The sequence below is a fragment of the Arthrobacter gyeryongensis genome, assembly GCF_039543785.1.
GTDB lineage: Bacteria > Actinomycetota > Actinomycetes > Actinomycetales > Micrococcaceae > Arthrobacter > Arthrobacter gyeryongensis.
In genome coordinates this window covers 437,780-458,403 of the sequence record NZ_BAABKK010000010.1, presented here as the reverse complement: position 1 = coordinate 458,403, position 20,624 = coordinate 437,780, and the positions used below count along the sequence as shown (strand labels likewise).

Annotated in this window: 22 protein-coding genes; 10 read left to right on the top strand and 12 right to left on the bottom strand. The window is 64.1% G+C overall.

Annotation, left to right across the window (positions count from 1 at the left end; genetic code table 11):
- Positions 1-77 precede the first annotated feature (77 nt).
- The 3 genes from ABEA18_RS08865 to ABEA18_RS08855 are packed head-to-tail and all read left to right on the top strand — an operon-like array spanning position 78 to position 2,967.
- Positions 78-1,301: a thiolase family protein gene (locus ABEA18_RS08865; protein WP_345448980.1), complete on the top strand. Its 1,224-nt coding sequence runs from the start codon at positions 78-80 to the stop codon at positions 1,299-1,301.
- The gene (locus tag ABEA18_RS08860; protein WP_345448979.1) at positions 1,301-2,101 is read left to right on the top strand and encodes an enoyl-CoA hydratase/isomerase family protein; all 801 of its coding nucleotides are present in this window, start codon (positions 1,301-1,303) and stop codon (positions 2,099-2,101) included. The genes ABEA18_RS08865 and ABEA18_RS08860 overlap by 1 nt, the downstream gene beginning before the upstream one ends.
- 2 nt (positions 2,102-2,103) lie before the next feature.
- Positions 2,104-2,967, top strand: coding sequence for a 3-hydroxyacyl-CoA dehydrogenase family protein (locus ABEA18_RS08855; protein WP_345448978.1), 864 nt, complete (start codon positions 2,104-2,106; stop codon positions 2,965-2,967).
- 127 nt (positions 2,968-3,094) lie between these two features.
- Here ABEA18_RS08855 and ABEA18_RS08850 read toward each other — a convergent pair whose 3' ends face one another.
- On the bottom strand, positions 3,095-3,616 hold the full coding sequence (locus tag ABEA18_RS08850) for a hypothetical protein (protein WP_345448977.1): 522 nt from the start codon (positions 3,614-3,616) through the stop codon (positions 3,095-3,097).
- 71 nt (positions 3,617-3,687) lie between these two features.
- On the opposite strand from ABEA18_RS08850, the gene ABEA18_RS08845 reads away from it, so the two are divergent.
- Positions 3,688-4,281 carry a GNAT family N-acetyltransferase gene (locus ABEA18_RS08845; RefSeq protein WP_345448976.1) on the top strand — a complete coding sequence of 198 codons (594 nt, stop codon included), beginning with the start codon at positions 3,688-3,690 and terminating at the stop codon, positions 4,279-4,281.
- A 35-nt stretch (positions 4,282-4,316) separates the two neighbouring features.
- On the opposite strand, the gene ABEA18_RS08840 is transcribed toward ABEA18_RS08845, so the two are convergent.
- The 7 genes from ABEA18_RS08840 to ABEA18_RS08810 all read right to left on the bottom strand — a co-directional run bounded on the left by ABEA18_RS08840 (position 4,317) and on the right by ABEA18_RS08810 (position 11,692).
- A complete protein-coding gene (locus ABEA18_RS08840; RefSeq protein ID WP_345448974.1) occupies positions 4,317-5,168 on the bottom strand; it encodes an SGNH/GDSL hydrolase family protein in 852 nt (283 codons plus the stop codon).
- A gap of 167 nt (positions 5,169-5,335) precedes the next feature.
- The gene (locus ABEA18_RS08835) at positions 5,336-6,469 is read right to left on the bottom strand and encodes a Gfo/Idh/MocA family protein (protein WP_345448972.1); all 1,134 of its coding nucleotides are present in this window, start codon (positions 6,467-6,469) and stop codon (positions 5,336-5,338) included.
- Positions 6,466-7,233: a ThuA domain-containing protein gene (locus tag ABEA18_RS08830; RefSeq protein ID WP_345448970.1), complete on the bottom strand. Its 768-nt coding sequence runs from the start codon at positions 7,231-7,233 to the stop codon at positions 6,466-6,468. Before ABEA18_RS08830 ends, ABEA18_RS08835 begins: the two co-directional genes overlap by 4 nt.
- A 113-nt stretch (positions 7,234-7,346) precedes the next feature.
- A complete protein-coding gene (locus tag ABEA18_RS08825) occupies positions 7,347-8,099 on the bottom strand; it encodes a carbohydrate ABC transporter permease (RefSeq protein WP_345449082.1) in 753 nt (250 codons plus the stop codon).
- A 175-nt stretch (positions 8,100-8,274) separates the two neighbouring features.
- Complete coding sequence (locus ABEA18_RS08820; protein WP_345448968.1) at positions 8,275-9,291, bottom strand: carbohydrate ABC transporter permease; 1,017 nt, start codon at positions 9,289-9,291, stop codon at positions 8,275-8,277.
- A 10-nt stretch (positions 9,292-9,301) separates the two neighbouring features.
- Positions 9,302-10,537, bottom strand: a complete 1,236-nt coding sequence (locus ABEA18_RS08815) for a sugar ABC transporter substrate-binding protein (RefSeq protein ID WP_345448966.1) — start codon at positions 10,535-10,537, stop codon at positions 9,302-9,304.
- A gap of 141 nt (positions 10,538-10,678) precedes the next feature.
- Positions 10,679-11,692, bottom strand: coding sequence for a LacI family DNA-binding transcriptional regulator (locus ABEA18_RS08810; protein WP_345448964.1), 1,014 nt, complete (start codon positions 11,690-11,692; stop codon positions 10,679-10,681).
- Positions 11,693-11,988: 296 nt separating this feature from the next.
- On the opposite strand from ABEA18_RS08810, the gene ABEA18_RS08805 reads away from it, so the two are divergent.
- Both ABEA18_RS08805 and paaZ read left to right on the top strand, forming a co-directional pair.
- Positions 11,989-12,714, top strand: coding sequence for a tyrosine-protein phosphatase (locus ABEA18_RS08805; protein WP_345448962.1), 726 nt, complete (start codon positions 11,989-11,991; stop codon positions 12,712-12,714).
- A gap of 242 nt (positions 12,715-12,956) precedes the next feature.
- A complete protein-coding gene (gene paaZ, locus ABEA18_RS08800) occupies positions 12,957-15,059 on the top strand; it encodes a phenylacetic acid degradation bifunctional protein PaaZ (protein ID WP_345448960.1) in 2,103 nt (700 codons plus the stop codon).
- A 136-nt stretch (positions 15,060-15,195) separates the two neighbouring features.
- Here paaZ and ABEA18_RS08795 read toward each other — a convergent pair whose 3' ends face one another.
- Entirely contained in the window at positions 15,196-15,516 is a 321-nt protein-coding gene (locus ABEA18_RS08795) for a GYD domain-containing protein (RefSeq protein WP_345448958.1), read from the bottom strand.
- A gap of 212 nt (positions 15,517-15,728) precedes the next feature.
- Here ABEA18_RS08795 and ABEA18_RS08790 point away from each other — a divergent pair, with 212 nt between their 5' ends.
- A complete protein-coding gene (locus tag ABEA18_RS08790) occupies positions 15,729-16,136 on the top strand; it encodes a VOC family protein (RefSeq protein WP_345448956.1) in 408 nt (135 codons plus the stop codon).
- A 156-nt stretch (positions 16,137-16,292) separates the two neighbouring features.
- On the opposite strand, the gene ABEA18_RS08785 is transcribed toward ABEA18_RS08790, so the two are convergent.
- From ABEA18_RS08785 to ABEA18_RS08775, 3 genes are read right to left on the bottom strand one after another with little or no spacing between them, the layout of a single operon-like run.
- Complete coding sequence (locus ABEA18_RS08785; RefSeq protein ID WP_236812614.1) at positions 16,293-16,895, bottom strand: TetR/AcrR family transcriptional regulator; 603 nt, start codon at positions 16,893-16,895, stop codon at positions 16,293-16,295.
- Positions 16,896-16,948: 53 nt separating this feature from the next.
- The gene (paaK, locus tag ABEA18_RS08780; protein WP_345448953.1) at positions 16,949-18,301 is read right to left on the bottom strand and encodes a phenylacetate--CoA ligase PaaK; all 1,353 of its coding nucleotides are present in this window, start codon (positions 18,299-18,301) and stop codon (positions 16,949-16,951) included.
- A gap of 7 nt (positions 18,302-18,308) precedes the next feature.
- Positions 18,309-18,791, bottom strand: a complete 483-nt coding sequence (locus tag ABEA18_RS08775) for a hotdog fold thioesterase (RefSeq protein WP_345448951.1) — start codon at positions 18,789-18,791, stop codon at positions 18,309-18,311.
- A 130-nt stretch (positions 18,792-18,921) separates the two neighbouring features.
- Here ABEA18_RS08775 and ABEA18_RS08770 point away from each other — a divergent pair, with 130 nt between their 5' ends.
- The 3 genes from ABEA18_RS08770 (at position 18,922) to ABEA18_RS08760 (ending at position 20,621) form a co-directional block, all read left to right on the top strand.
- Complete coding sequence (locus ABEA18_RS08770; protein ID WP_345448948.1) at positions 18,922-19,488, top strand: GNAT family N-acetyltransferase; 567 nt, start codon at positions 18,922-18,924, stop codon at positions 19,486-19,488.
- A 67-nt stretch (positions 19,489-19,555) separates the two neighbouring features.
- Entirely contained in the window at positions 19,556-20,365 is an 810-nt protein-coding gene (locus ABEA18_RS08765; protein WP_345448946.1) for a response regulator transcription factor, read from the top strand.
- Positions 20,366-20,447: 82 nt separating this feature from the next.
- Entirely contained in the window at positions 20,448-20,621 is a 174-nt protein-coding gene (locus tag ABEA18_RS08760; RefSeq protein ID WP_172465637.1) for a hypothetical protein, read from the top strand.
- Positions 20,622-20,624: the final 3 nt, after the last annotated feature.

Below are 20,624 nucleotides of genomic sequence, written 5' to 3'. Positions count from 1 at the left end.
GACGCCGTGTAATCTTTATAGAACGAACGGTCGGTAAATTACTCGCCGGCCCCGCTCCCTTCGCGAAGGATGTTCTCATGGTCGAGGCTTTTCTTGTTGGCGGTGCCCGCACCCCTGTAGGCCGTTATGGCGGCGCGCTTTCCGCGGTCCGGCCTGATGACCTGGCAGCCCTCGTGGTCCGCGAAGCGGTGGCCCGTGCCGGCGTCGACCCCGACGCGATCGATGAAGTCATCCTGGGCAACGCCAACGGCGCCGGCGAGGAAAACCGAAATGTCGCCCGCATGGCCACCCTTCTGGCGGGCCTGCCCCTCCACATCCCCGGCATCACCGTCAACCGCCTCTGCGCCTCCGGCATGAGCGCAATCATCATGGCCAGCCACATGATCAAGGCCGGTGCGGCGGACATCGTGGTGGCGGGCGGCGTCGAATCGATGAGCCGCGCCCCCTGGGTGCAGGAGAAGCCCACCACAGCCTTCGCCAAGCCTGGCCAGATCTTCGACACGTCCATCGGCTGGCGTTTCGCCAACCCCCTGTTCAGCAAGGGCGAGCTGTCCCGCGGCGGGAAGATGACGTATTCCATGCCGGAAACTGCCGAGGAAGTCGCCCGGGTGGACGGCATCTCCCGGGAAGACGCCGATGCCTTCGCCGTCCGCTCGCACGAACGCGCACTTGCTGCCATCGCCGGCGGTCGCTTCAAGGAAGAGATTGTGCCGGTCACTGTGAAGACCCGCAAGGGCGAAACGGTGGTGGACACCGACGAAGGCCCACGCGAAGGAACCACCATGGAGGTCCTCGCCGGGCTCCGCCCGGTGGTCGCCGGCGGCTCTGTCGTCACGGCGGGCAACTCCTCCTCGCTCAACGACGGCGCGTCCGCCATCATCGTTGCGTCCGAGGCTGCCATCGAAAAGTTCGGCCTCACTCCGCGGGCCCGGATTATCGACGGCGGCTCGGCCGGCTGTGAACCCGAAATCATGGGCATCGGCCCGGTTCCGGCCACCCAAAAGATCCTGGGCCGTTCCGGACTCACGGTTGGTGACCTTGGCGCCGTCGAGCTCAATGAGGCCTTCGCGACGCAATCGCTCGCGAGCATGCGGCGTCTGGGCCTGGATCCTGAGATCGTGAACCTCGACGGCGGTGCCATCTCTCTGGGGCACCCGCTGGGTTCCAGCGGCTCGCGTATCGCCATCACCTTGCTGGGTCGCATGGAACGCGAGCTGGGCCCCGCCGACCGTAAGATCGGCCTCGCGACGATGTGCATCGGCGTCGGGCAGGGCGCCGCCATTCTCCTGGAAGGCATGTAATGGCGTTGAACCCCGAGGAATTCGGAACCCTGCTCATCGAGGAACGCGAAGACCGCGTCACCGTGTTGCTGAACCGGCCCGAGGTCCGCAACGCGATAGACCTGCAGATGGTGGACGAACTCCATCAGGTGTGCGATTACCTTGAACGCGAGCCGAAAATCCTGATCATTGCCGGCGTCGAAGGCGTCTTTGCGTCAGGTGCAGATATCGGCCAGTTGAGGGAACGCCGCCGCGACGATGCCTTGCGGGGCATCAACTCCACCATCTTCGTGCGGATCGCGAAGCTGCCCATGCCCGTCATCGCGGCGCTGGACGGCTATTGCCTGGGTGGCGGGGCCGAACTCGCCTACGCCGCGGACTTCCGCATCGGCACGCCGAGCCTTCGCATCGGCAACCCGGAAACCGGGCTGGGCATCATGGCTGCAGCCGGTGCCACGTGGCGACTCAAGGAACTCGTGGGGGAGCCGATCGCCAAGGAGATCCTCCTTGCCGGGGCGGTCCTCCGTGCCGAGGAAGCCCTTCGCATCAATCTCATCACCCAGATCCATGAAGCTCCCATGCTGATGGAAGCGGCCCACAACCTTGCGGACCGGATCGGCCGGCAGGATCCCCTGGCCGTGCGGATCACCAAGTCCGTGTTTCACGCTCCGGCCGAGGCGCACCCCGTGATCGACACCCTGGCGCAGGGCATGCTTTTCGAATCGCAAGCCAAGTTCGACCGCATGCAGGCGTTCCTGGACAAGAAGAGCGCCAAGCAATCCAGTGACAAGCAGTCCAGCGACAACCCAGACAGGACCTGAAAATGACAGCAACGCCCGCTATCCCGCATGTTGTCGGTGTCCTCGGCGGTGGCCGCATGGGCGCCGGCATCGCCCACGCCTTTTTGATCAAGGGCGCCACCGTGATTGTCGTCGAGCGCGACCACGAGTCCGCCGCCGGCGCGCAGGGTCGCGTTGCCGAGGCTGTGGCCAAGTCCGCTGCCCGAGGCACACTAACGGAGAGCGCCGAAGAGGCCTTGTCCCGGTTCAGCACCTCCACCGACTACGACTCCTTCGTCCATTGCGGACTCGTGGTCGAAGCCGTGCCCGAAGATTACGAACTCAAGGTTGCGGCCCTCAAAGCTGTGGAGGAGCACCTTTCTGCTGACGCCTTCCTGGCTTCCAACACCTCGTCGCTCTCTGTGACCGGCCTCGCGTCGCAGCTTCGGAGGCCTGCCAATTTCGTTGGCCTGCACTTCTTCAACCCTGTCCCGGCTTCCACGCTCATCGAGGTGGTCCTGGCCAAGGAGACCTCGGCGGAGCTCGCCGCAACGGCGAAAAGCTGGACCGAGGCACTCGGCAAGACCGCCGTCGTCGTCAACGATGCGCCCGGCTTCGCGTCCTCGCGCCTTGGCGTTGCCATCGCACTCGAAGCGATGCGCATGGTGGAAGAAGGCGTAGCTTCCGCGGAGGACATCGACGCGGCCATGGTGCTCGGCTACAAGCACCCCACTGGACCGCTCAAGACCACGGACATCGTGGGCCTGGATGTGCGTCTGGGCATCGCCGAGTACCTGCATTCGACGCTGGGGGAGCGCTTCGCCCCGCCGCAGATCCTGCGCGACAAGGTCGCCCGCGGCGAACTTGGACGCAAGACCGGCAAGGGTTTCTTCGACTGGGCTGACTAGCTTTTTCGCGCCACCCAACTAGTCCCCACCGCCACCCTCGCCTCGCAAGCTCGGCCAGGGAACCCTGGCGGCGTGGGCCCACGCACTTAATGTCGTTTTGAGGCCCCAGAACGACAACAACTGCGAGTCAGTTGGGGGTCCAACCCCGGTCCAGGAGCACGGCACGGACTTTCGCGACGGCGGACCGTGCGTCGTTCGCCATGTGCAGTCTGGAGATCCTCACCAAGTGCCAGCCCGCACGGGCGAAATCCTCTTCGCGGGCGATGTCGCGGACAATCTGGGCCGGTTCGGAATGCGACACATCAAGCCACGTTCGGGTGCGCGTGGTGATCAAGAGACCGTCAAGACTGGTGATTTCGTCGTCGAAGAACTGACCCACATGCCCAACCACACCGGTTCGCCGAGGAATGGCCATGGTGTCCGGACGTGAGATGTGGACGCGCGGATCATCGCTACCGGGGAGGAACCCAGGGAACGACCACAGAGCGAAGGCCGTGGCGTGCGACGCAGCCGAGAACTCGGTCACCGCGGTGAAAGGCCGGATGAAACCGGCGTCCGCCGCCTGCCCCGGGACCAATGCGTGGTCCGGAATCCGGATGCCCCGGCTCGGCGCGGGCAGCGATCGGTGCCGCAACCGCCGGAGGCTCACGCAGTTGTTGTCGTTTTCAGCCGCCAAAACGACAACAAATGCGAGCTAGTTGGGTCAGTTAGGCTGACTGGGTGACTCTCATTGCACCCGTGACCCTGGATGGCCGCTTCGTAACCTTGGAACCACTCAGCCCCGAGCACCACGACGGCCTGGTGGATGCCGCCAAGGACGGCGAGTTGTGGAGACTCTGGTACACCTCGGTCCCGACGCCGGAGGGCATGGCCGCGGAGATCGACCGCCGGCTCGGGCTGCAGAAGCAAGGATCCATGCTTCCGTTCGCCACCCGGTTGAAGGCGAACGGCAAGCTCATCGGCATGACCACCTACATGAATATCGACGCCGCCACTCCGCGCGTCGAGATCGGTTCCACGTGGAACGCCGCCTCGGCACAGGGCAGCGGGAGCAACCCGGATTCCAAGCTGCTGCTCCTTCGCCACGCTTTCGAAACCCTTGGCTGTCCCGCCGTCGAGTTCCGCACACACTGGCTCAACCACCAGTCCCGCGAGGCCATCGCACGGTTGGGTGCCAAGCAGGACGGCGTGCTGAGGAACCACTCGCGGACTTTGGACGGGGTGCTCCGCGACACCGTAGTGTTCTCCATCCTCGAACACGAGTGGCCCGCCGTCCGCACCGGCCTCGAGTTCAGGCTCGCGAAGCGGTCCTGAGCGCGCCCGGCGCGCCTGGGGCCAGCTCGGCGCGGCTACTTCTTGAGCGCGCTGTTCACGGCCGTACGGTAGCCCTGGGAGTAGCCGGCGTCGTTGGGATGGAAGTTCTCCAACGCGAGCTCGGGCGGATCCAAGGGCGATGGCTGGGTGTAGTGGATCCATGGATTGTTGGAACCGATGCCGTGCCCGGTGAACCGCTCGGTCACGCTCACGTAGCCCACTCCTGCCGCGGAGGCGGCGCCGGAGATGGTCGCATTCAATTGGTCAGCCATTACGTTCAGGGTCGTGGCCAACTCTTTCTGCGCGGGAGGCATCTTGGGGCCGACGGTGAACAAGCGCGGGTAGCCGGTCAGCACGATCTGGGCGCGGGGTGCCTTCTGCCGGATGGACTGGACCATGGCCGTGATGTTGGCGGGTAGCGCGGGCAGTGCATTCGCCACGCCCTGTACGGCCGAAGCGCAGGCCAGGGCATCGCCGCTGGTGCAGGCCATCGCCACGGCTCCCGTGCCGACGTCGTTGCCGCCCACAGTGACCGAGACTTCGGTAGAGGACCCCAGAGCGATCGCAGCGGGGTCGGTGGGGGACAGATTGTCCAGGCCCGCCTTGACGGCAAGCGACGTTGCGCCGAAGCAGCCCAGATTCAGCCCGCCCAAAAGGGCGGCGTAACTGTCCAGGCTCTGATGGCAACCCGGCGATGAGCCCGGAGCCGGACTGCTGCCGCCCGTGCCGGCGGCATAGGAATCGCCGAGTGCCACATAGACATCGGTCGGTTTCGTTGTAGTCGGATTCGCCTGTGCGGGTCCCGCACCGAGTCCTGCCAGGAGTACGACGACGGCGACGGCGCCCGCCAGGCGGCCATACCGGCGTCGCGAATTAGCTGCTTGCATGATTGATATCCCCTCGTGTCGATCTGCAGTGCCGCTTGGCGGCGCGGGCTACCCCAGCCCGGCAGTCTTGCGGCCAGACTACGCGAGCTGCGAGCCCACGACTACGAAAACCAAACTAGCCGACAGTTGTTGTCGTTCTGAGCCTTCAAAACGACAACAACTGTCAGTCAGTTGGGTTGGTGGGCGGGAGGGGTGAGGGCCCTGCGGACCGAGGTCCAGGACTTGAGGACCTCCAGCACGTCCGGGTCGCGTTCCGTCAGGACAGCCTCTGAGTAGGACTCCTCAAGGAACGCATCAACGGAAACACGCGTGCCTGTTGATGCGCTGAGCATGGCCGCTTCCACCATGGCCAGGCTCATGATGTTCTGGTGGACCTGCCCCATGGGAGTGTTCCCTGTGCGCACGGCAGTCACGAAGTCACGCAGCGAACCGGCGATCTCCTCGCCTGGGTCCTCCGAACCGGTTCCGGACGGAAAGAGCAACGAGGACACAGGTTCGCTGTCGCCGTCCCACAGGACCGTGCCGTGTTCGCCGCTGATCCGCCATGCCGCGTTCCAGGAGGTCTCCTGACCCGGGCTGCACCAGCTCCCGGTGAACACGAAGCGCTCCCCACCGGTCATTTCGAAGATGGCGGTGGCCCCTGCATCGCCGCGGTACCAGCTCCAGGACGGGTTGTATTCCTCGCAGAACACCGAGACAGGATCCGCGTCGAGCAGGAACCGGGCCATGTCGAACTGATGGATGGCCATGTCCAGCAGCAACGGGTGGTCCATGGCATCCCGGAATCCGCCGAAATGCGGTGCCTTGAAGAACTCGGCCGAGACAATCCCCACGCTGCCTAGAGAAGCAGAAAGCCTTTTGGCCTCGAACAGATGCCTGTTGTACCGGCGCGACTGGCTGACCATGAACAACTGGCCTGTAAGCTCCGACGCCGCGGCCAGCGACAGCCCCTGGACCACGGTGGACGCCACGGGCTTTTCGCCGAGCACCGGGAGCCCTGCAGCCAGCGCCTCGGAGGTCACCGGATGGTGGGCTACCGGAACGGTGACGTTGATGACCGCGTGGGCGCCGACGTCGGACGCCAACTGCGCGGTCCCGGTGCCCACCGGCAGATCGGGAAGCCCGATAGCCGCCGCGCCAGCGCGGGCGGCGTCCAGGTCCAGGTCGACGATGCCAGCGAGTTCCACGAGCGCCGACTCCTGCACGGTCCTAAGCCACGCACGGCCCATGCCCCCGGCGCCGACGACGACGACGCGAAGGGGAGTGCCGTCGTCGGGAATGGTGGCGAAAGGGGCACTCATGCGTTGGCTCCCTGGTAGCTCTTGCCGTTGAAGAAGTCGTTGGTCTCATAGCGCAGCAGTTCGGGGTGGGCCCGCTCCGGCCGCTCGGTGACTGCCCATTCGACGGCGTTGGAGATGACCCGGCGGACGTCCTTGTGGTGGTAGACCGGGTAGTCCTGGTCGCCGGGGCTGAAGAAGAAGATCTTGCCGTGGCCGCGGCGGAAGGTGCAGCCGGAGCGGAAGACTTCGCCGCCGCTGAAGGAACTGATGAACACGAGCTCCTCGGGGGTGGGGATGTCGAAGAATTCGCCGTACATCTCCTGCTGATCGATCACGATGGGGTGAGGCACGCCCTTCGCGATGGGATGAGTGGGGTCCACGGTCCAGACCAGTTCGCGGTCCTGCTCACTGCGCCAGCGCAACGTGCACGAGGTGCCCATGAGCTTGGTGAAGATCTTGGACCAGTGCCCAGAGTGCAGCACGATCAAGCCCATGCCGGACAGGACGTGGCGGTGCACGCGCTCGACGATCTCGTCGTCGACATCACCGTGGGACATGTGCCCCCACCACGTGAGGACGTCCGTGTTGGCGAGGACTGCCTCGGTGAGGCCGTGCTCCGGCTCGTCGAGGGTGGCGGTGCGGACGCTGGCGTTGGCGCCGAGATTCTCCTCGATGCCGGCCTTCACGGCTCCGTGCATGCCTTCCGGGTAGAGGCGGGCCACCAGTTCGTCGCGCTTTTCGTGCCGGTTTTCGCTCCACACGGTGACGCGGATTGGTTCAGACATGGTTTCTCCTTGAAGGTTTGTGGTTTGGTGCCCGACGGCGGTGCGGTGCCGCGGGCGGTGAGGTCGGCACCCGCGGCGGGACCCGCCGTCGGGAGCTGGCTATTTGACCGCCGCTATTTGACCGCGCCGCCGGTTGTCCCTGCGGCGATGTACCTCTGCGCAGCGACCAACAGGATGATGGCCGGGATGGAGGCGAGCACGGCTGTGGCCATGACCGAGCTCCAGTCGTTCACGTAGGCGCCGATGTACTGGAAGATTCCCAGGGTCACGGGCCGCACCGCCTCGGTAGTGGTCAGGGTCAGGGCGAAAAGGAAGTCGCTCCAGGTGAACAGGAAGGTGAAGAGCCCCGCGGTGATGAGCGAGTTCCTGCTCAGCGGCACCACGATGGACCAAAAGGCCCGCAAATGCCCGGCGCCGTCCACCCGCGCCGCCTCGATCACAGACGCCGGCATGCCGTTCATGAAGGCCCTGATGATGAGGATCGCGAACGGAATGCCATGGGCGGAATCGGCCAGGATCAGGCCCGGGATGGAGTTGAGCAGGCCGAGATCGTTGTAGGCCGTGTACAGCGCGTTGGCCACCACGATCCCCGGGATCATTTGGCTGATCAGGATCGCGAAGAGGACCACGCCGGCGCCCTTGACCTTGAAATAGGCCAAGGCATAGGCCGCAGGTGCCGCGATGGCCAGGCTCAATACCACGCTGCCCAGCGAGATCACCAGGCTGGTGGCCAGGTTCCCGCCCTGCTCGCTGATGGCCGTGGCGTAGCCCGTGAAGTCCGGCTTGAGCGGCAGCCACGAGGTTTCGAGCGTGATGCCGTTGGGCTGCAACGAAGCGTTGATCATCCAGTAGACGGGGAACAACATGATGGCCAGGAAGAAGACGGCAAGGACGGTGTAGCCCCACGGTTTGCGCCCGGGGCCGGTCCCGGAGCGAACCGGTCCGGCGCCTTTGCGGACGCCCGCTTTCCGGGCGCTCCCTTTCCGGGCGCTCGCCGGCGCCGAGCCGCGGTTGGTGATTTTCGTCGTCGTCATGGTTTCCTCACTCATCGACGGACCGCCGGCTGGCTCGCAGGTACAGGACCGCGAAGACCAGCGAAATGACCACCAGGACGTTGCCCAGCGCGGCGCCCTCGCCGAATTTGAACTCGTGGAAGGACAGATCGTAGGACTGGGTGGCGATGGTCTGGGTTGAGTTCGCCGGACCGCCGTTGGTCAGGCCCAGGATGATGTCCAGCACCTTCAAGGTGTAGACGACGCCGAGCACCAGGACCACGCTCACCACCGGACGCAGCATCGGCCAGGTGATGTGCCGGAACGCCTTCCAACCGGTGGCGCCGTCCAAGGAACCGGCCTCGTAGAGCTCATCCGGTATTTCCTGGAGGCCGCCATAGAGAATGGTCAGATTGAACGGGATGCCGATCCAGATGTTCACCCCCACCACGGCGATCAGCGCCAGCGAGGTGCTGGTGAGCCATGGAACGCCCGTGTTCACGATGTGCAATTCGCCGAGGAAGCGGTTCAAGGCTCCGCTGTCCTTGTCCAGGATCCATCTCCACACGGCGCTGGACACGATGAGCGGCAGCAACCAGGGGAGCAAGAGCAGCGAACGCAGGATTCCGTTGAGCGGGAACTTGCGCTGGAAGAAGATCGCCAGCGCCAGCCCGATCACGAACTGGCCCAGTATGGATCCCAGCGTGAACAGCGCGGTGTTCACCAAGGATGTGGAAAACAACGACGACGACAGCACCTTCGCGTAGTTCGCCAACCCCACCCAGGGGGCCTCGCCCGTGAAGAACGTGGCCGTGGTGTAGTCCTGGAAGCTCATCACGATGTTCTTGACCACGGGGTAGCCGAAGAACAGCGCCATGTAGGTCACGGCTGGAACCAGGAACAGCCATTGGAAGAGGCGCTCGCGGCGTTTGCGGCTGCGCCTGCGGGGCGTTGCCTCCCCGGTCAGGGTGTTCTCCGATCCAGGTTTGGCGCGCGACTTGGTGCGCTGGCTGGCCTGCGACTTGGCCTGCGCTTTGGGTTGCGACGAATCAGTTGTGAGGGACATGTCCAGCTGCTTACTGTCCTTGGGCTTGCTTGAGGGCGTCGGCCGGGGAGGCCTTCCCTGTCAGCGCGGTCTGGATAGCGGTGTAGATCTTGGTCGCTTGTGCCGGCCATCCCTCTCCGAGTTCGCCGGTACGGGCACGCGCTGTCTTGATGAGATCGGTGAAAGTGGCGAGCTTCGGGTTGTCGGTGGCGAACTTCGCGGCCAGCGAGGTCTTGGACGGGATGGTGTTGCGGACCTTGGCCATGGCCAGCTGGTTTTCGTCGCTGTTCATGCAGGCCACCACTTCCGCGGCCTTGGCCTGATGGGCCTTGTTGCCTGTCTGTGGAACGGTCCACACTTCGCCGCCAAGCGGGGCAACGGCTGTCTGGCCGGCGTCACGGACCGGAATCTTCACGACGCCGTATTTCAGCGCGGTGTTCTTGTCCAGCGCCGGGATCTGCCAGGGGCCGTTGACCATCATGGCTGCCTTGCCTGCCATGAACTGGTCCTTGACGTCTGCCTGGGTCCAGTTCAGCGCCGAAGAGGACACGGATCCGTCCGTAACGAGGTCGGTCCAAAGCTGGAGGGCCTGGGCTGTCGCTGGGGTGTCGATGTTCTTCTCGTCGCCTCCGTTGGACCACATCACAGGAAGGAACTGCCATGTGCCCTCGTAGGTCGGGTTGGCGTTGAAGGCCAGGCCATACTGCTCGCCCGAGGTGAGCTTGGTGGCCGCCGTCTTCAGCTCGTCCCAAGTGGTGGGCGGGGTGACTCCGGCCTTGGCCAGGATGTCCTTGTTGTAGAAGAGCGCGATCGTGTTGACGGTGGGGGCGAGTCCGTACACCTTGTCCTTGTAGGTGCCGGCGCTCAGGACACCGGGCGCGAAATCGGCGGTGCTGATGTTGAAATCGGACAACGGAGCCAGTGCTCCGGTAGCGGCAATCTGCTGCAGATCCGGATTGTCGAGCATGAGTACATCCGGAAGCGTCTTGGAAGAGGACTGCTGGAGCACCTTGGAGATCAACGATTTGCCCGGCACCGTTTCGCGTTTGATCGTCACGCCGGCCTTGGTGCCGCAGGCAGTCAGGGCGTCGCCGATGAAGGACTTGTCCGGCTCATTGTTGTAGTAGTCCATCACGGAGATTTCCTTCACGGCGTCCGTGGAGGATGCGGAAGCAGTGGTACCGCAGCCCGAGATGGCGAGCGGGAGGCCGACGAGGGCTGCCACGGCCAGGGCGAGCGGGCGGCGTGTCCTGATAGCTGACTTCATTGTCTGTCCTTTGTTGATGGGAAAGGGAGTGGTGCGATTGTTAGCGGAATCGAATCGTCGATGCGTATCGACGATGCCGAAACGAAAAAGGATATCGAGCTGGAACAAAAAGAGCTGTCGCGGCGAATCAGGGGTGGCGATTTACTGCGAACGGAGGGTGCTGGAACGGTGCGTGATGACCGTGGGCACCAACTCCAAGGATTCGTGTGGTCCGTGGGAGTCGGTTTCGAGGAGCTGGCACATGATTTTGACTGCCCGCCGGGATACTTCCGCCGGGCGCAGGTCGATGGTGGAAAGCGGTATGGGTTGGAGTTCGGCAAGGGTAGGGGAGGCGCTTCCGATAACTGAAACGTCCAACCCCAATGTCAGGCCACGCCTGCCCAAGTCGCGGCGCAGGATGTCCTGGATGGTGCGATCCGGCACGATGAAGGCAGGCTTGCCGGTGGTGCTGGCGAGGGCCTTGTCCACCGATTCGGAAATGGTGGCGCGGTCCGTCCCGCCGGGAAGATGGAGCACGGTTACGCCTAGGGCTTTGGCCGCGACATCCGTGCCGTGCAAGAACCGGTCGACGTAGTTCACGTGCCGGTCCATCACGGCGGGCTGCCAATCAATGACGGAAATTACAGAGTGGCCTGCGGCCGCAAGATCCCGGACGCAGTGCTCCCCGGCCATTTCGAAGTCGGCGTCGATGCAGACCAGCCCGGACGGATCGCGGGGGATGCCGATGAGCACCACCGGGACGTGCAGGCTGCGGGCCACAGGGAGGCGCTCGTCCTCGTCCTCAACCTGCATGAGGATCAGGCCGTCGCAGATTTGCTGCCCGACGACGCGGCGCAGTCCGGCGGCCCCTTCGTCGTCGGTGACGAGGAGAATGTCGTGGTCGAATTGCCGGGCCGTGCTGGCAATGACCGAGACGAATTCCATGATCGATCCCATTTCCAGCTCCGGGATGAACGGAATAACCAGGCCGATGACCCGGGTTTTGCGGCTTGCCAAGGCCCTGGCGCCTGCATTGGGCTGGTATGTCAACTGCTCTATGGCGGCCTCGACCTTTTTCCGGGTCTTCTCGGAAATGGGCCGCTTGCCGCTGAGCACATACGAAACGGTGCTTTGGGCTACGCCGGCAGCCTGGGCGACATCCTTGCTAGTGGGCACGATCCAGGCCTCCTTGCCGGGTCCAGTGGTCTTGATCTGATGTGTGGTTCTGTGTGTCGTCGATACGCATCGTCGATGCGTATCGAAGAAAAGTATGACATGGGTCACGTAAAGCGCGCAAGGCCCAACCCTCGCTCACCTACGACCGCCTTTCCCCCAACCCTCGCTCACCTATGACCGCCTTTCCCCCAACCCCCGCTCACCTATGGCCGCCTTTCCCCCAACCCTCGCTCGGATATCCTGCCTTTTCCCCAGACCCTCGCTCACCTATCCCGTCGTGTGGTTAGCTGTCCGGTATGGATGGGATCTCAACCGCCGCCAAGCAGCGGGGCGTCCATTGGGACGGCGCGGTGAACGCCTGGCACATCGCCGGAGGCGTGTACCGGATGGGTCGGCGGGAATGGCTCACCGACGCCGGGTGGCAGCAAATGTACGACGCCGGCATCCGCACCGTTATCGATCTGCGGACCCTTCGTGAGCAGCAGCCCAGGGAGGTCGATCCCGAGGTTTCAGCGGAGGCGACCGCGCGATTCGACATCGTCCATTGCCCCACCGAAGACCCGGAGGACAAAGAGTTCACCGAGCGCTTTGGGCCATACCTGAAAGACCCTGCCCACTACGCCGACTACGTGCGGCTCTTCCCGGGCAGGCTTGCAGCGGTTTTCAAAGCCATCGCCGCGGCACCCGGCGGGGTGGTGGTGCACTGCGCGGCCGGGCGCGACCGCAGCGGGATCATCGCCGTGATGCTGCAGAACCTGGCAGGAGCGAGCGATGAGGAAATCGTGCGGGGTTACCAGCGGGGAATGCGTGGAATCAACGAGCGCCACCGTCACCACCGCGCCCCGCACGCCCATGATCCCTTCCTCGAGGAAGATGCCCTTGAAGCCATGCTGGCATCGCGCAGCGTGAGCCTTTTGGAATTCGCGCATTCCTTGGACATGGTTGCCTTCCTGAGAACCAACGGGGTCTCCGAGGCGGAAGTCGCCGCCGTTCGAACCAAGCTCGGCAGCCGGTCGGACTAGCGGAAGGTAGCCACGCGCCGTCGTGACCTTCTTTGATTTCGGAAAGCGCTTGCGACGCGGCGAGTCGCAACTTCCGGGCGTCAATGCGCGTCAAAGAAGGTCAGGAAGGACGCAACCCCAGGGGGCATCTAGTGTGCAGATCGGGGCTCTCATGTATTCTGGGGATATTACCGAACGGCCGGTCAGTAATTTGCGGCCGTTCAGTCCATTTCGTGCCCGTGCCTTGGAAGGACCCGTCGACGATGACCAGTACCGCAGTCGCTCCGGAAGCCACAACCGTTGAAACCGTGCCCAGTTTCGTCCAAGGCGAGTGGTGGACCCCCAGCGCCGATGCCTCGGCGGGCGTGCCCGTCCGAGACGCGAGCACAGGCGAGGTCCTTGCAACGGTCAACACCGACGGACTGGACCTTGCCGGCGTCGTGAACTACGGCCGCACGGTGGGCCAGCGCGAGCTCGGCAAGCTCACCTTCCATCAGCGCGCCCTCAAACTCAAGGAACTGGCCCAGTACCTCAACGGCCGCCGCGAGGAGTTCTACACGTCTTCCTTCAAAACCGGCGCCACCAAGATCGACTCGATGGTGGACATCGACGGCGGCATCGGCGTGCTCTTCACCTTTGGTTCCAAGGGCCGCCGCGAACTGCCGAACTCGCAGGTTGTAGTGGACGGTCCCATGGAAATCCTTTCCAAGGACGGCTCCTTCGCCGGCGAGCACATCTACACCCGCATCCCGGGCGTCGCGGCGCAGATCAACGCCTTCAACTTCCCCGTGTGGGGCATGCTCGAGAAGTTCGCTCCTGCATTCCTCGCCGGTGTCCCCACCATCGTCAAGCCCGCCACCCCCACCGGTTACGTTGCCGCCGTCGTGGTCAAGGCGATCGTCGAGTCGGGCATCCTCCCGGAAGGCTCGCTGCAGCTCATTTCGGGATCCGCCCGCACCCTGCTGGACCACCTCGACTACCGCGACCTTCTCGCCTTCACCGGCTCGGCATCCACCGCCAACTCGCTGAAGTCCCACGTCAACGTGGTCCAGGGCGGCGTCCGGTTCACCTCCGAAACCGACTCGCTCAACGCCGCCATCCTCGGACCCGACGCCGTGCCCGGCACCCCCGAGTTCGACGCTTTCATCAAGTCTGTCGTCACCGAAATGACCGTCAAAGCCGGGCAGAAGTGCACCTCGATCCGGCGCACCATCGTGCCCCAGACCCTGGTGTCCGACGTCGTCTCCGCCATCGGCGCGCGCGTGGACGAACGCGTCGTGGTTGGCGACCCCCGCGCAGAGGGCGTCACGATGGGCGCCCTCGCGTCCCTCGAGCAGCTCGCCGACGTTCGCGCCGCGGTGCAGTCAATGCTCGACGCCGGTGGCGAGCTTGCGTACGGGACGCTCGATTCGCCGTCGGTCACCTCGCTCGACGGCACCGTGGGTGTCGTGGAGGGCGGAGCGTTCATGTCGCCCGTTGTCCTGAGCTGGGCCGATGTGGACGCTGAAGCCGTCCACTCGCTCGAGGCTTTCGGTCCGGTATCGTCCGTGATCGGGTATGCGGACCTCGACGACGCCGTCCGTCTCGCCGCGCGCGGTGGTGGCTCCCTCGTGGCCTCCGTATGCACCAACGATCCTGCTGTTGCCCGCGAATTGGTGACCGGAATCGCAGCGCACCATGGACGTGTCCTGATGCTCAACCGCGAGGACGCCCGCTCGTCAACCGGGCATGGTTCGCCAGTGCCGCACCTGGTCCACGGCGGACCGGGCCGCGCCGGTGGCGGCGAGGAACTCGGTGGTATCCGCTCCGTCATGCACCACATGCAGCGCACAGCCATCCAGGGCTCGCCGAACATGCTCACTGCTGTGACCGGCGTCTGGCACACCGGCGCGGACCGCAACTTCACAGTGGAGACGGAAGGTACGCACCCGTTCCGGAAGTCGCTCGCTACTTTGCGGATCGGCGACGCCGTGCGGTCCGAACTACGGCAGGTCACCCTGGACGACATCACCGCCTTCGCCAACTCCACCGGCGACACCTTCTACGCCCACACCAACCAGGAAGCGGCCGAAGCCAATCCGTTCTTCCCGGGAATCGTGGCGCACGGGTACTTGCTGCTCAGCTGGGCCGCCGGACTGTTCGTGGAACCCGCACCGGGCCCCGTTCTGGCCAACTACGGCTTGGAGAACCTGCGCTTCATCACTCCGGTGGCCGCCGGGGACTCGATCCGCGTCACGCTCACCGCCAAGAAGATCACGCCCCGCGAGACGGACGAATACGGCGAAGTCGCCTGGGACGCCGTGCTGACCAACCAGAACGACGAAATCGTTGCCACCTACGACGTCCTGACCCTCGTGGAGAAGTAACGCCGGCTCACCTATGTGGGTGTTTGGCCGGACGCTCGCTCACGTTTGTGGGTGTTTGGCCGGACGCTCGCTCACGTATGTACTGCATACGCGGAACGCTCCCCAGCAATAGGGAGCGTTCCGTGCCTGAGGCGTTCTACTGTCCGGGGGCGCGGTATGTCGGGGACTTCTTGGCAGCTTCGTCGAGATCCTCAACCGTCATGAGCGGCTTCAAATGCAGGCGCACTGCGCCTGTCGCATTGATCATGAGTGAGAGAGCGGCGGCGCTAGCCGCGTCCGGGATTTCAAAGACCCCGACGACGTCGGTCTCGCCGAAAGCGTAGTAGAAACATTCGAGCGATCCGTCGACGGATTTGAGTGCATCGACCACAGCATCGCGGCGCTTGGTTCCGCCCTCGCGCAACAGCCCCTTGATTCCGTCGCCTACGTAGTTTGCTTCGAACAGATATTTGGTCATTGTCTTCCCGTCCCGTGATGTCCAGGACTCGGGCCTACTCAGGTGCTCCCATCACCCGTTGAGGGAAGGTCCCGGAGTTGTTCCCCTGCGAGGGGCTGTGCTGCACATGGTAGGCCGAGGTCGTCGCCCTGACAACGGTCTAGGCTAACCTTCGCTTACAAGGTCTTTCCGATCCCGCCCGGCGTAAGATTTTTTGCGTAGGAGGTGGCGAAATGAACCTAGCACTCAGAACAGCCACAACCGTCTTGCCCGTCGACGACGTGGACCGAGCCCGCAGCTTCTACGCGGAGAAACTCGGCCTCCCTCATCGCGGCATGACCTGGGATGGAAATGATTTGTTCGGCATCGACGGCGGTCCCATGCTGCAGTTGATGCCCATCAAGGACGGCATGCACTCGTCGCACACTGCCCTTTCCTTTGAAGTCAGCGACATCGAGCGGGCAGTCGACGAAATGGAGGCGAACGGCGTCGAATTCCGGGATTACGACCTTCCGGATCTTAAGACAGAACACCACATTTGTACCACCGACGCCGACCGTTGCGCCTGGTTCATGGACACGGAAAACAACATCCTCTGCGTCCATGAAAGCTTGGGGATCCAGGCCGAATACCAGCTCTGACCGGCTGAAGAACACTCACGAACACTGCGCAGAACGCTCGTTCACTTCTTTAGTGAGCGAGCGTTCTGTCAATTGGCCATATATGTGAGCGGGCGTCGGTCGAAAGGGGCCGTATACGTGAGCGGGCGTCGGAGGGAGGGGGCGCGAGTGGTGAGCCTATGCCGAGGCGTGGAGGCCGTCGAATGCCATGGTGATGACGTCGTCGGCCAGGCGCTGCGGGGAGAGTGAGCCGCCCGGCTTGTACCACTCCACGATCGAGTTGATGGTGCCGAACAGGAGCCGGGTCACGGTGCGGGGGTCGATGTCCTGGCGCAGGGTGCCCTCCTCGCGGGCTGCCGAGATCAGTGCGGCCACCTTGTGGTCGAAGGCCCGACGCCGTTCGAGGGCATCGCGCTCAATGTCGGTGTTGCCGCGAAGACGCAGGAGCAGCGTGACGAACGGCAGGCGCTCCACCAGCACGGCGATGGTCTGCCGCAGGACAAATTCCAAACGCGCATCCGCCGCCCCCGTAACAGCCTCTGGCTGTTCCAGGATGGCCTCGAGCCCGCCCAGCGCATGCTCCAGGGCGAGCTTCAGGAGGTCGCCCTTGGAAGGCACGTGGTGGTAGATGGCCGACTTTGAGATCCCGAGGTTTTCGGCCAGTATGCCCATGGAGGTTGCGTCGTAACCGTGGCGGTTGAAGACGTCGACGGCGATGAGCAGCACTGATTGCTGGTCGTATCCGGGGCGTCCCCGCTTGGTTACTGTCTCACTAGGCATGCTGGCCATTTTCTCATGAACGGTCGGTTGATTCGTGCACGCGCCCGGCCACGTTACCTCTTGGGTCGCATGTCGTAGACGCGGCGCAGCTTGCCGTTGGAGCGCTCAAGCGAACCCGGCTCCACGACGTCCACCACGCACGAAGAACCCACGTGGATCTTGATCTGCTCGCGCAAGGCGTGTGCCGCCGTCGTGCCCGCCTCGACCGAAACGTTCTCGCGGCGCTCAATCTTGACCGTCAGCGAATCCATGCGCTTGCCCTCGGGGCGGGTGAGCTCGAGCTGGAAGTGCGGGCTGAGCTCGGGGATGCGCAGGGCGATTTCCTCGATCTGTGAGGGGAAGAGGTTCACGCCGCGCAGGATGATCATGTCGTCGCTTCGTCCGGTGATGCGGCCCATTCGGCGGTGCGCGGGGCGGGCGGTGCCGGGCAGCAGGCGGGTGAGGTCCTTGGTGCGGTACCGGATGATCGGCAGCGCTTCCTTGGTGAGCGAAGTGAAGACGAGTTCGCCCGGTTCGCCGTCGGCCAAGACGGCACTTTCCCCGCGGGAGGGATCGAACGGATCGATGATCTCCGGGCGGAAGTGGTCTTCCCAGATGTGGCAGCCGTCCTGGGTCTCCACTGCCTCGCCCGCGACGCCCGGGCCCATGACCTCGGATAGCCCGTAGATGTCGCAGGCTTTGATGTTCATGGTGGTTTCGAGCTCGTGCCGCATTTCCTCAGTCCACGGTTCGGCTCCGAGCACCGCGTACTTGAGCGAGGTCGACGCCGGATCGACGCCCATGTGCGCCATGGCGTCGGCGATCGTGAGCAGGTAAGTCGGCGTTGCCAAGATGGCGTCCGGCTTGAAGTCCTGGATCAGCTGGATCTGGCGTTCGGTCTGGCCGCCCGACAGCGGGATGACTGTGCAGCCGAGCGCTTCGGCACCGGCATGGGCGCCCAGGCCGCCGGTGAACAGGCCGTAGCCGTAGGCGTTGTGGACCTTCATGCCGGGGCGGACCCCGGAAGCACGGAGCGAGCGGGCCACCAGGGTTGCCCAGTTGGCGAGGTCGTTTTTGGTGTACCCGACGACGGTCGGCCGTCCCGTGGTGCCGGAGCTCGCGTGGATGCGGGCTACTTCGTCCTGCGGCACGGCGAACATGCCGAAGGGGTATTCCTGGCGGAGGTCTTCCTTGGTGGTGTACGGGAACTTGCCGAGATCGGACAGTTCGCGGAGATCGGAAGGGTGGACGGCGGCGTCGTCGAACTTGCGCTTGTACAGCGGGACGCGATCGTAGGCGTAGGCCACGGTGTGCTGGAGGCGGCTGAGCTGCAGGGCCTCGAGCTCGTCGCGGGAGATGGTTTCTTCGCGGTCCAGCTGTGCGGTGTTAAGCGGTGCGTCGGGAGCGGCGACGGTGTTCTGTGTCATGGTCTTCCTACTTCTTGGAGATGGTGCGGCTGCGGCCACGGAACTCGGCGATGAGCTCGCCGTAGCTGCCCGGATCCTCGGGTGACCCACTGGCGGCAGGATCGCTTGCGTCGGCCGCGAAGATTTGGATGTCGTACAGGCCGCTGCGGCCGTTGTTGGCGCGACGGTTCGCGACGGCGGTGATCACCTGGCCTTGATAGGCCGGCTTGAGGAAGTTGATGTCGACGCCGGCGGCGACAGTTATGGTGTCTGCTTCCGACGGCGAGGGGTTGGCCGGGTTGCAGGCCAGGGCAAACGCTGAATCAGCGAAGGCGAAGATCATTCCGCCGTGGGCCATTCCGAAGCCGTTGAGCATTTCCTGCCGGAGCTTCATGCGGACGGTGGCGTGGCCGTCGTCGACCTTGAGCACCTCCAGGCCCATCCACTCAGAGGCGTAGTCGTTTTTGAGGATCTGGTGCTGCGCTGCGCCAGAAAGGGTGGTCTCAACCATGCGTCGTTGCCTCCAGCTTTATTTACCGAATGTTCATTAGGTAATCCCAGTTTGCTTGAACTGTCAAGAGGTGATCGCTCGGCGGGACGGATCCGGACCCCAAAAAACCCCGACGTAGTAGCCTCGTGGCATGCCGCTTATCGAACTCCCCATCCGGACTCCGAGGCTTGTGCTTCGCAGGTTCGAGGCCACCGACCTGGAGCGATTCCACGCCTACCAGTCACTGCCCGAGACTGCGCGATTCCTGCTCAGGCAGGAATTGACCCTTACGCAGTCCATGGAAGCGCTGGGCCGCTACGCCAACTTCACCTTCGAGCAAGAGGGCGACTGGGTGTGCCTCGCCATAGAGCGCGCGGACTCGCCGGGGCTGCTTGGCGAAGTGGTGCTCAAATGGCTGCCGGGCACTGGACAGGCCGAAATCGGCTGGATCCTGGCTCCGGACAGCCGAGGCCATGGCTACGCCGCGGAGGCAGCCGGGGCCGTGCTCCGTCTAGGTTTTGAGACCCTCATGTTCCACCGGATCGACGCCAAGCTGGATGCCCTCAACACGTCGTCGTCGGGATTGTGTGAGCGGCTTGGGATGCGCCGCGAAGCCGAGCTCGTGGACAACTGGCACTACAAGGGCCAATGGTCCACTGAAGTCATCTACGCCATGCTCGACTCCGAGTGGCGCGCCCGGAAAGCGGATTTACGATGACATGCGCGAGAATAGCAGGTACCGCTGGTGTTAAGGTGGGCTGAGCATAAGAGATGGGGATCTTGACGTGGGCGCATCGGGCGTAGCGGTAGTAATCGAGGATGACGATGACATCCGTGAGGTGGTCCATGCCGTCCTGGAGGCATCGGGCCTGGAGGTTTACGCTGCCGGGAACGGCGTCGACGGCGTGGATGCGGTCCGCCTTCACAACCCGGACGTGATCACCCTGGACCTCGGCCTGCCCGACATCGACGGGATCGAGGTCACCCGTAGGGTCCGCGAGTTCAGTGACGCCTACATCATCATGCTCACCGCCCGCGCGCGTGAAGTGGACACACTGCAAGGGCTGGCCATCGGCGCTGACGACTTTGTCACCAAGCCCTTCCGTCCCCGCGAACTTCTGGCCCGGGTTGAGACGCTCCTTCGCCGGCCGCGCGGCAGCAAGCTTTTGAACAGTTCCGGAGGGAGCCCGACGGCGGAGCAGCCGCCGACGCCGAACTCGCCAACCGGCCCCACGCCCGTGCTTCCGGCGGCCGAGCCGGCGGGGCTGGAACACAATGGCCTTTTCCTGGACGTTGCGACGCGGACAACCCGGGTGGGGACCGAAGAGGTGCAATTGACCCGCACCGAATTCGACCTTCTCCAGGCCCTCATGGAGGCCGGACGGGTTGTCCGAAGCACCACGGGGCTTGCCCGCTGGCTCCATGCCAGGGAGTACGAAACCGGAGGCTATGTCAGCGAATCCGAAGAGCGCGCGATCCAAGTGCACATCGCCAACCTGCGGCGGAAGCTCGGCGATTCGGCGCAGTCGCCGCGTTGGGTGGAAACCGTGCGCGGTGTCGGTTACCGCCTCGCTGCAAAGACGTCGGAAAACTGACCCAATCTTAAGGGAACCTTTAACAACGCTCTTTACGCTGAGAAAGTCAACTTCGGATTTTCACGGCTCAAAGGAGCACTTCTTGAAAAAGTTCGCCGCAACACTGCTCATGACGGGCCTGCTCGCTATTGGCGGATTTGTTACTCCTGCCAATGCCGCCCCGAAGACCACGCACGACACCACCGGCACAACAGTAACGACGGTTACCACCGGCACTGTTGTGAACTACGCCCAGATCGGTTGGTGGCCCAACTGACTC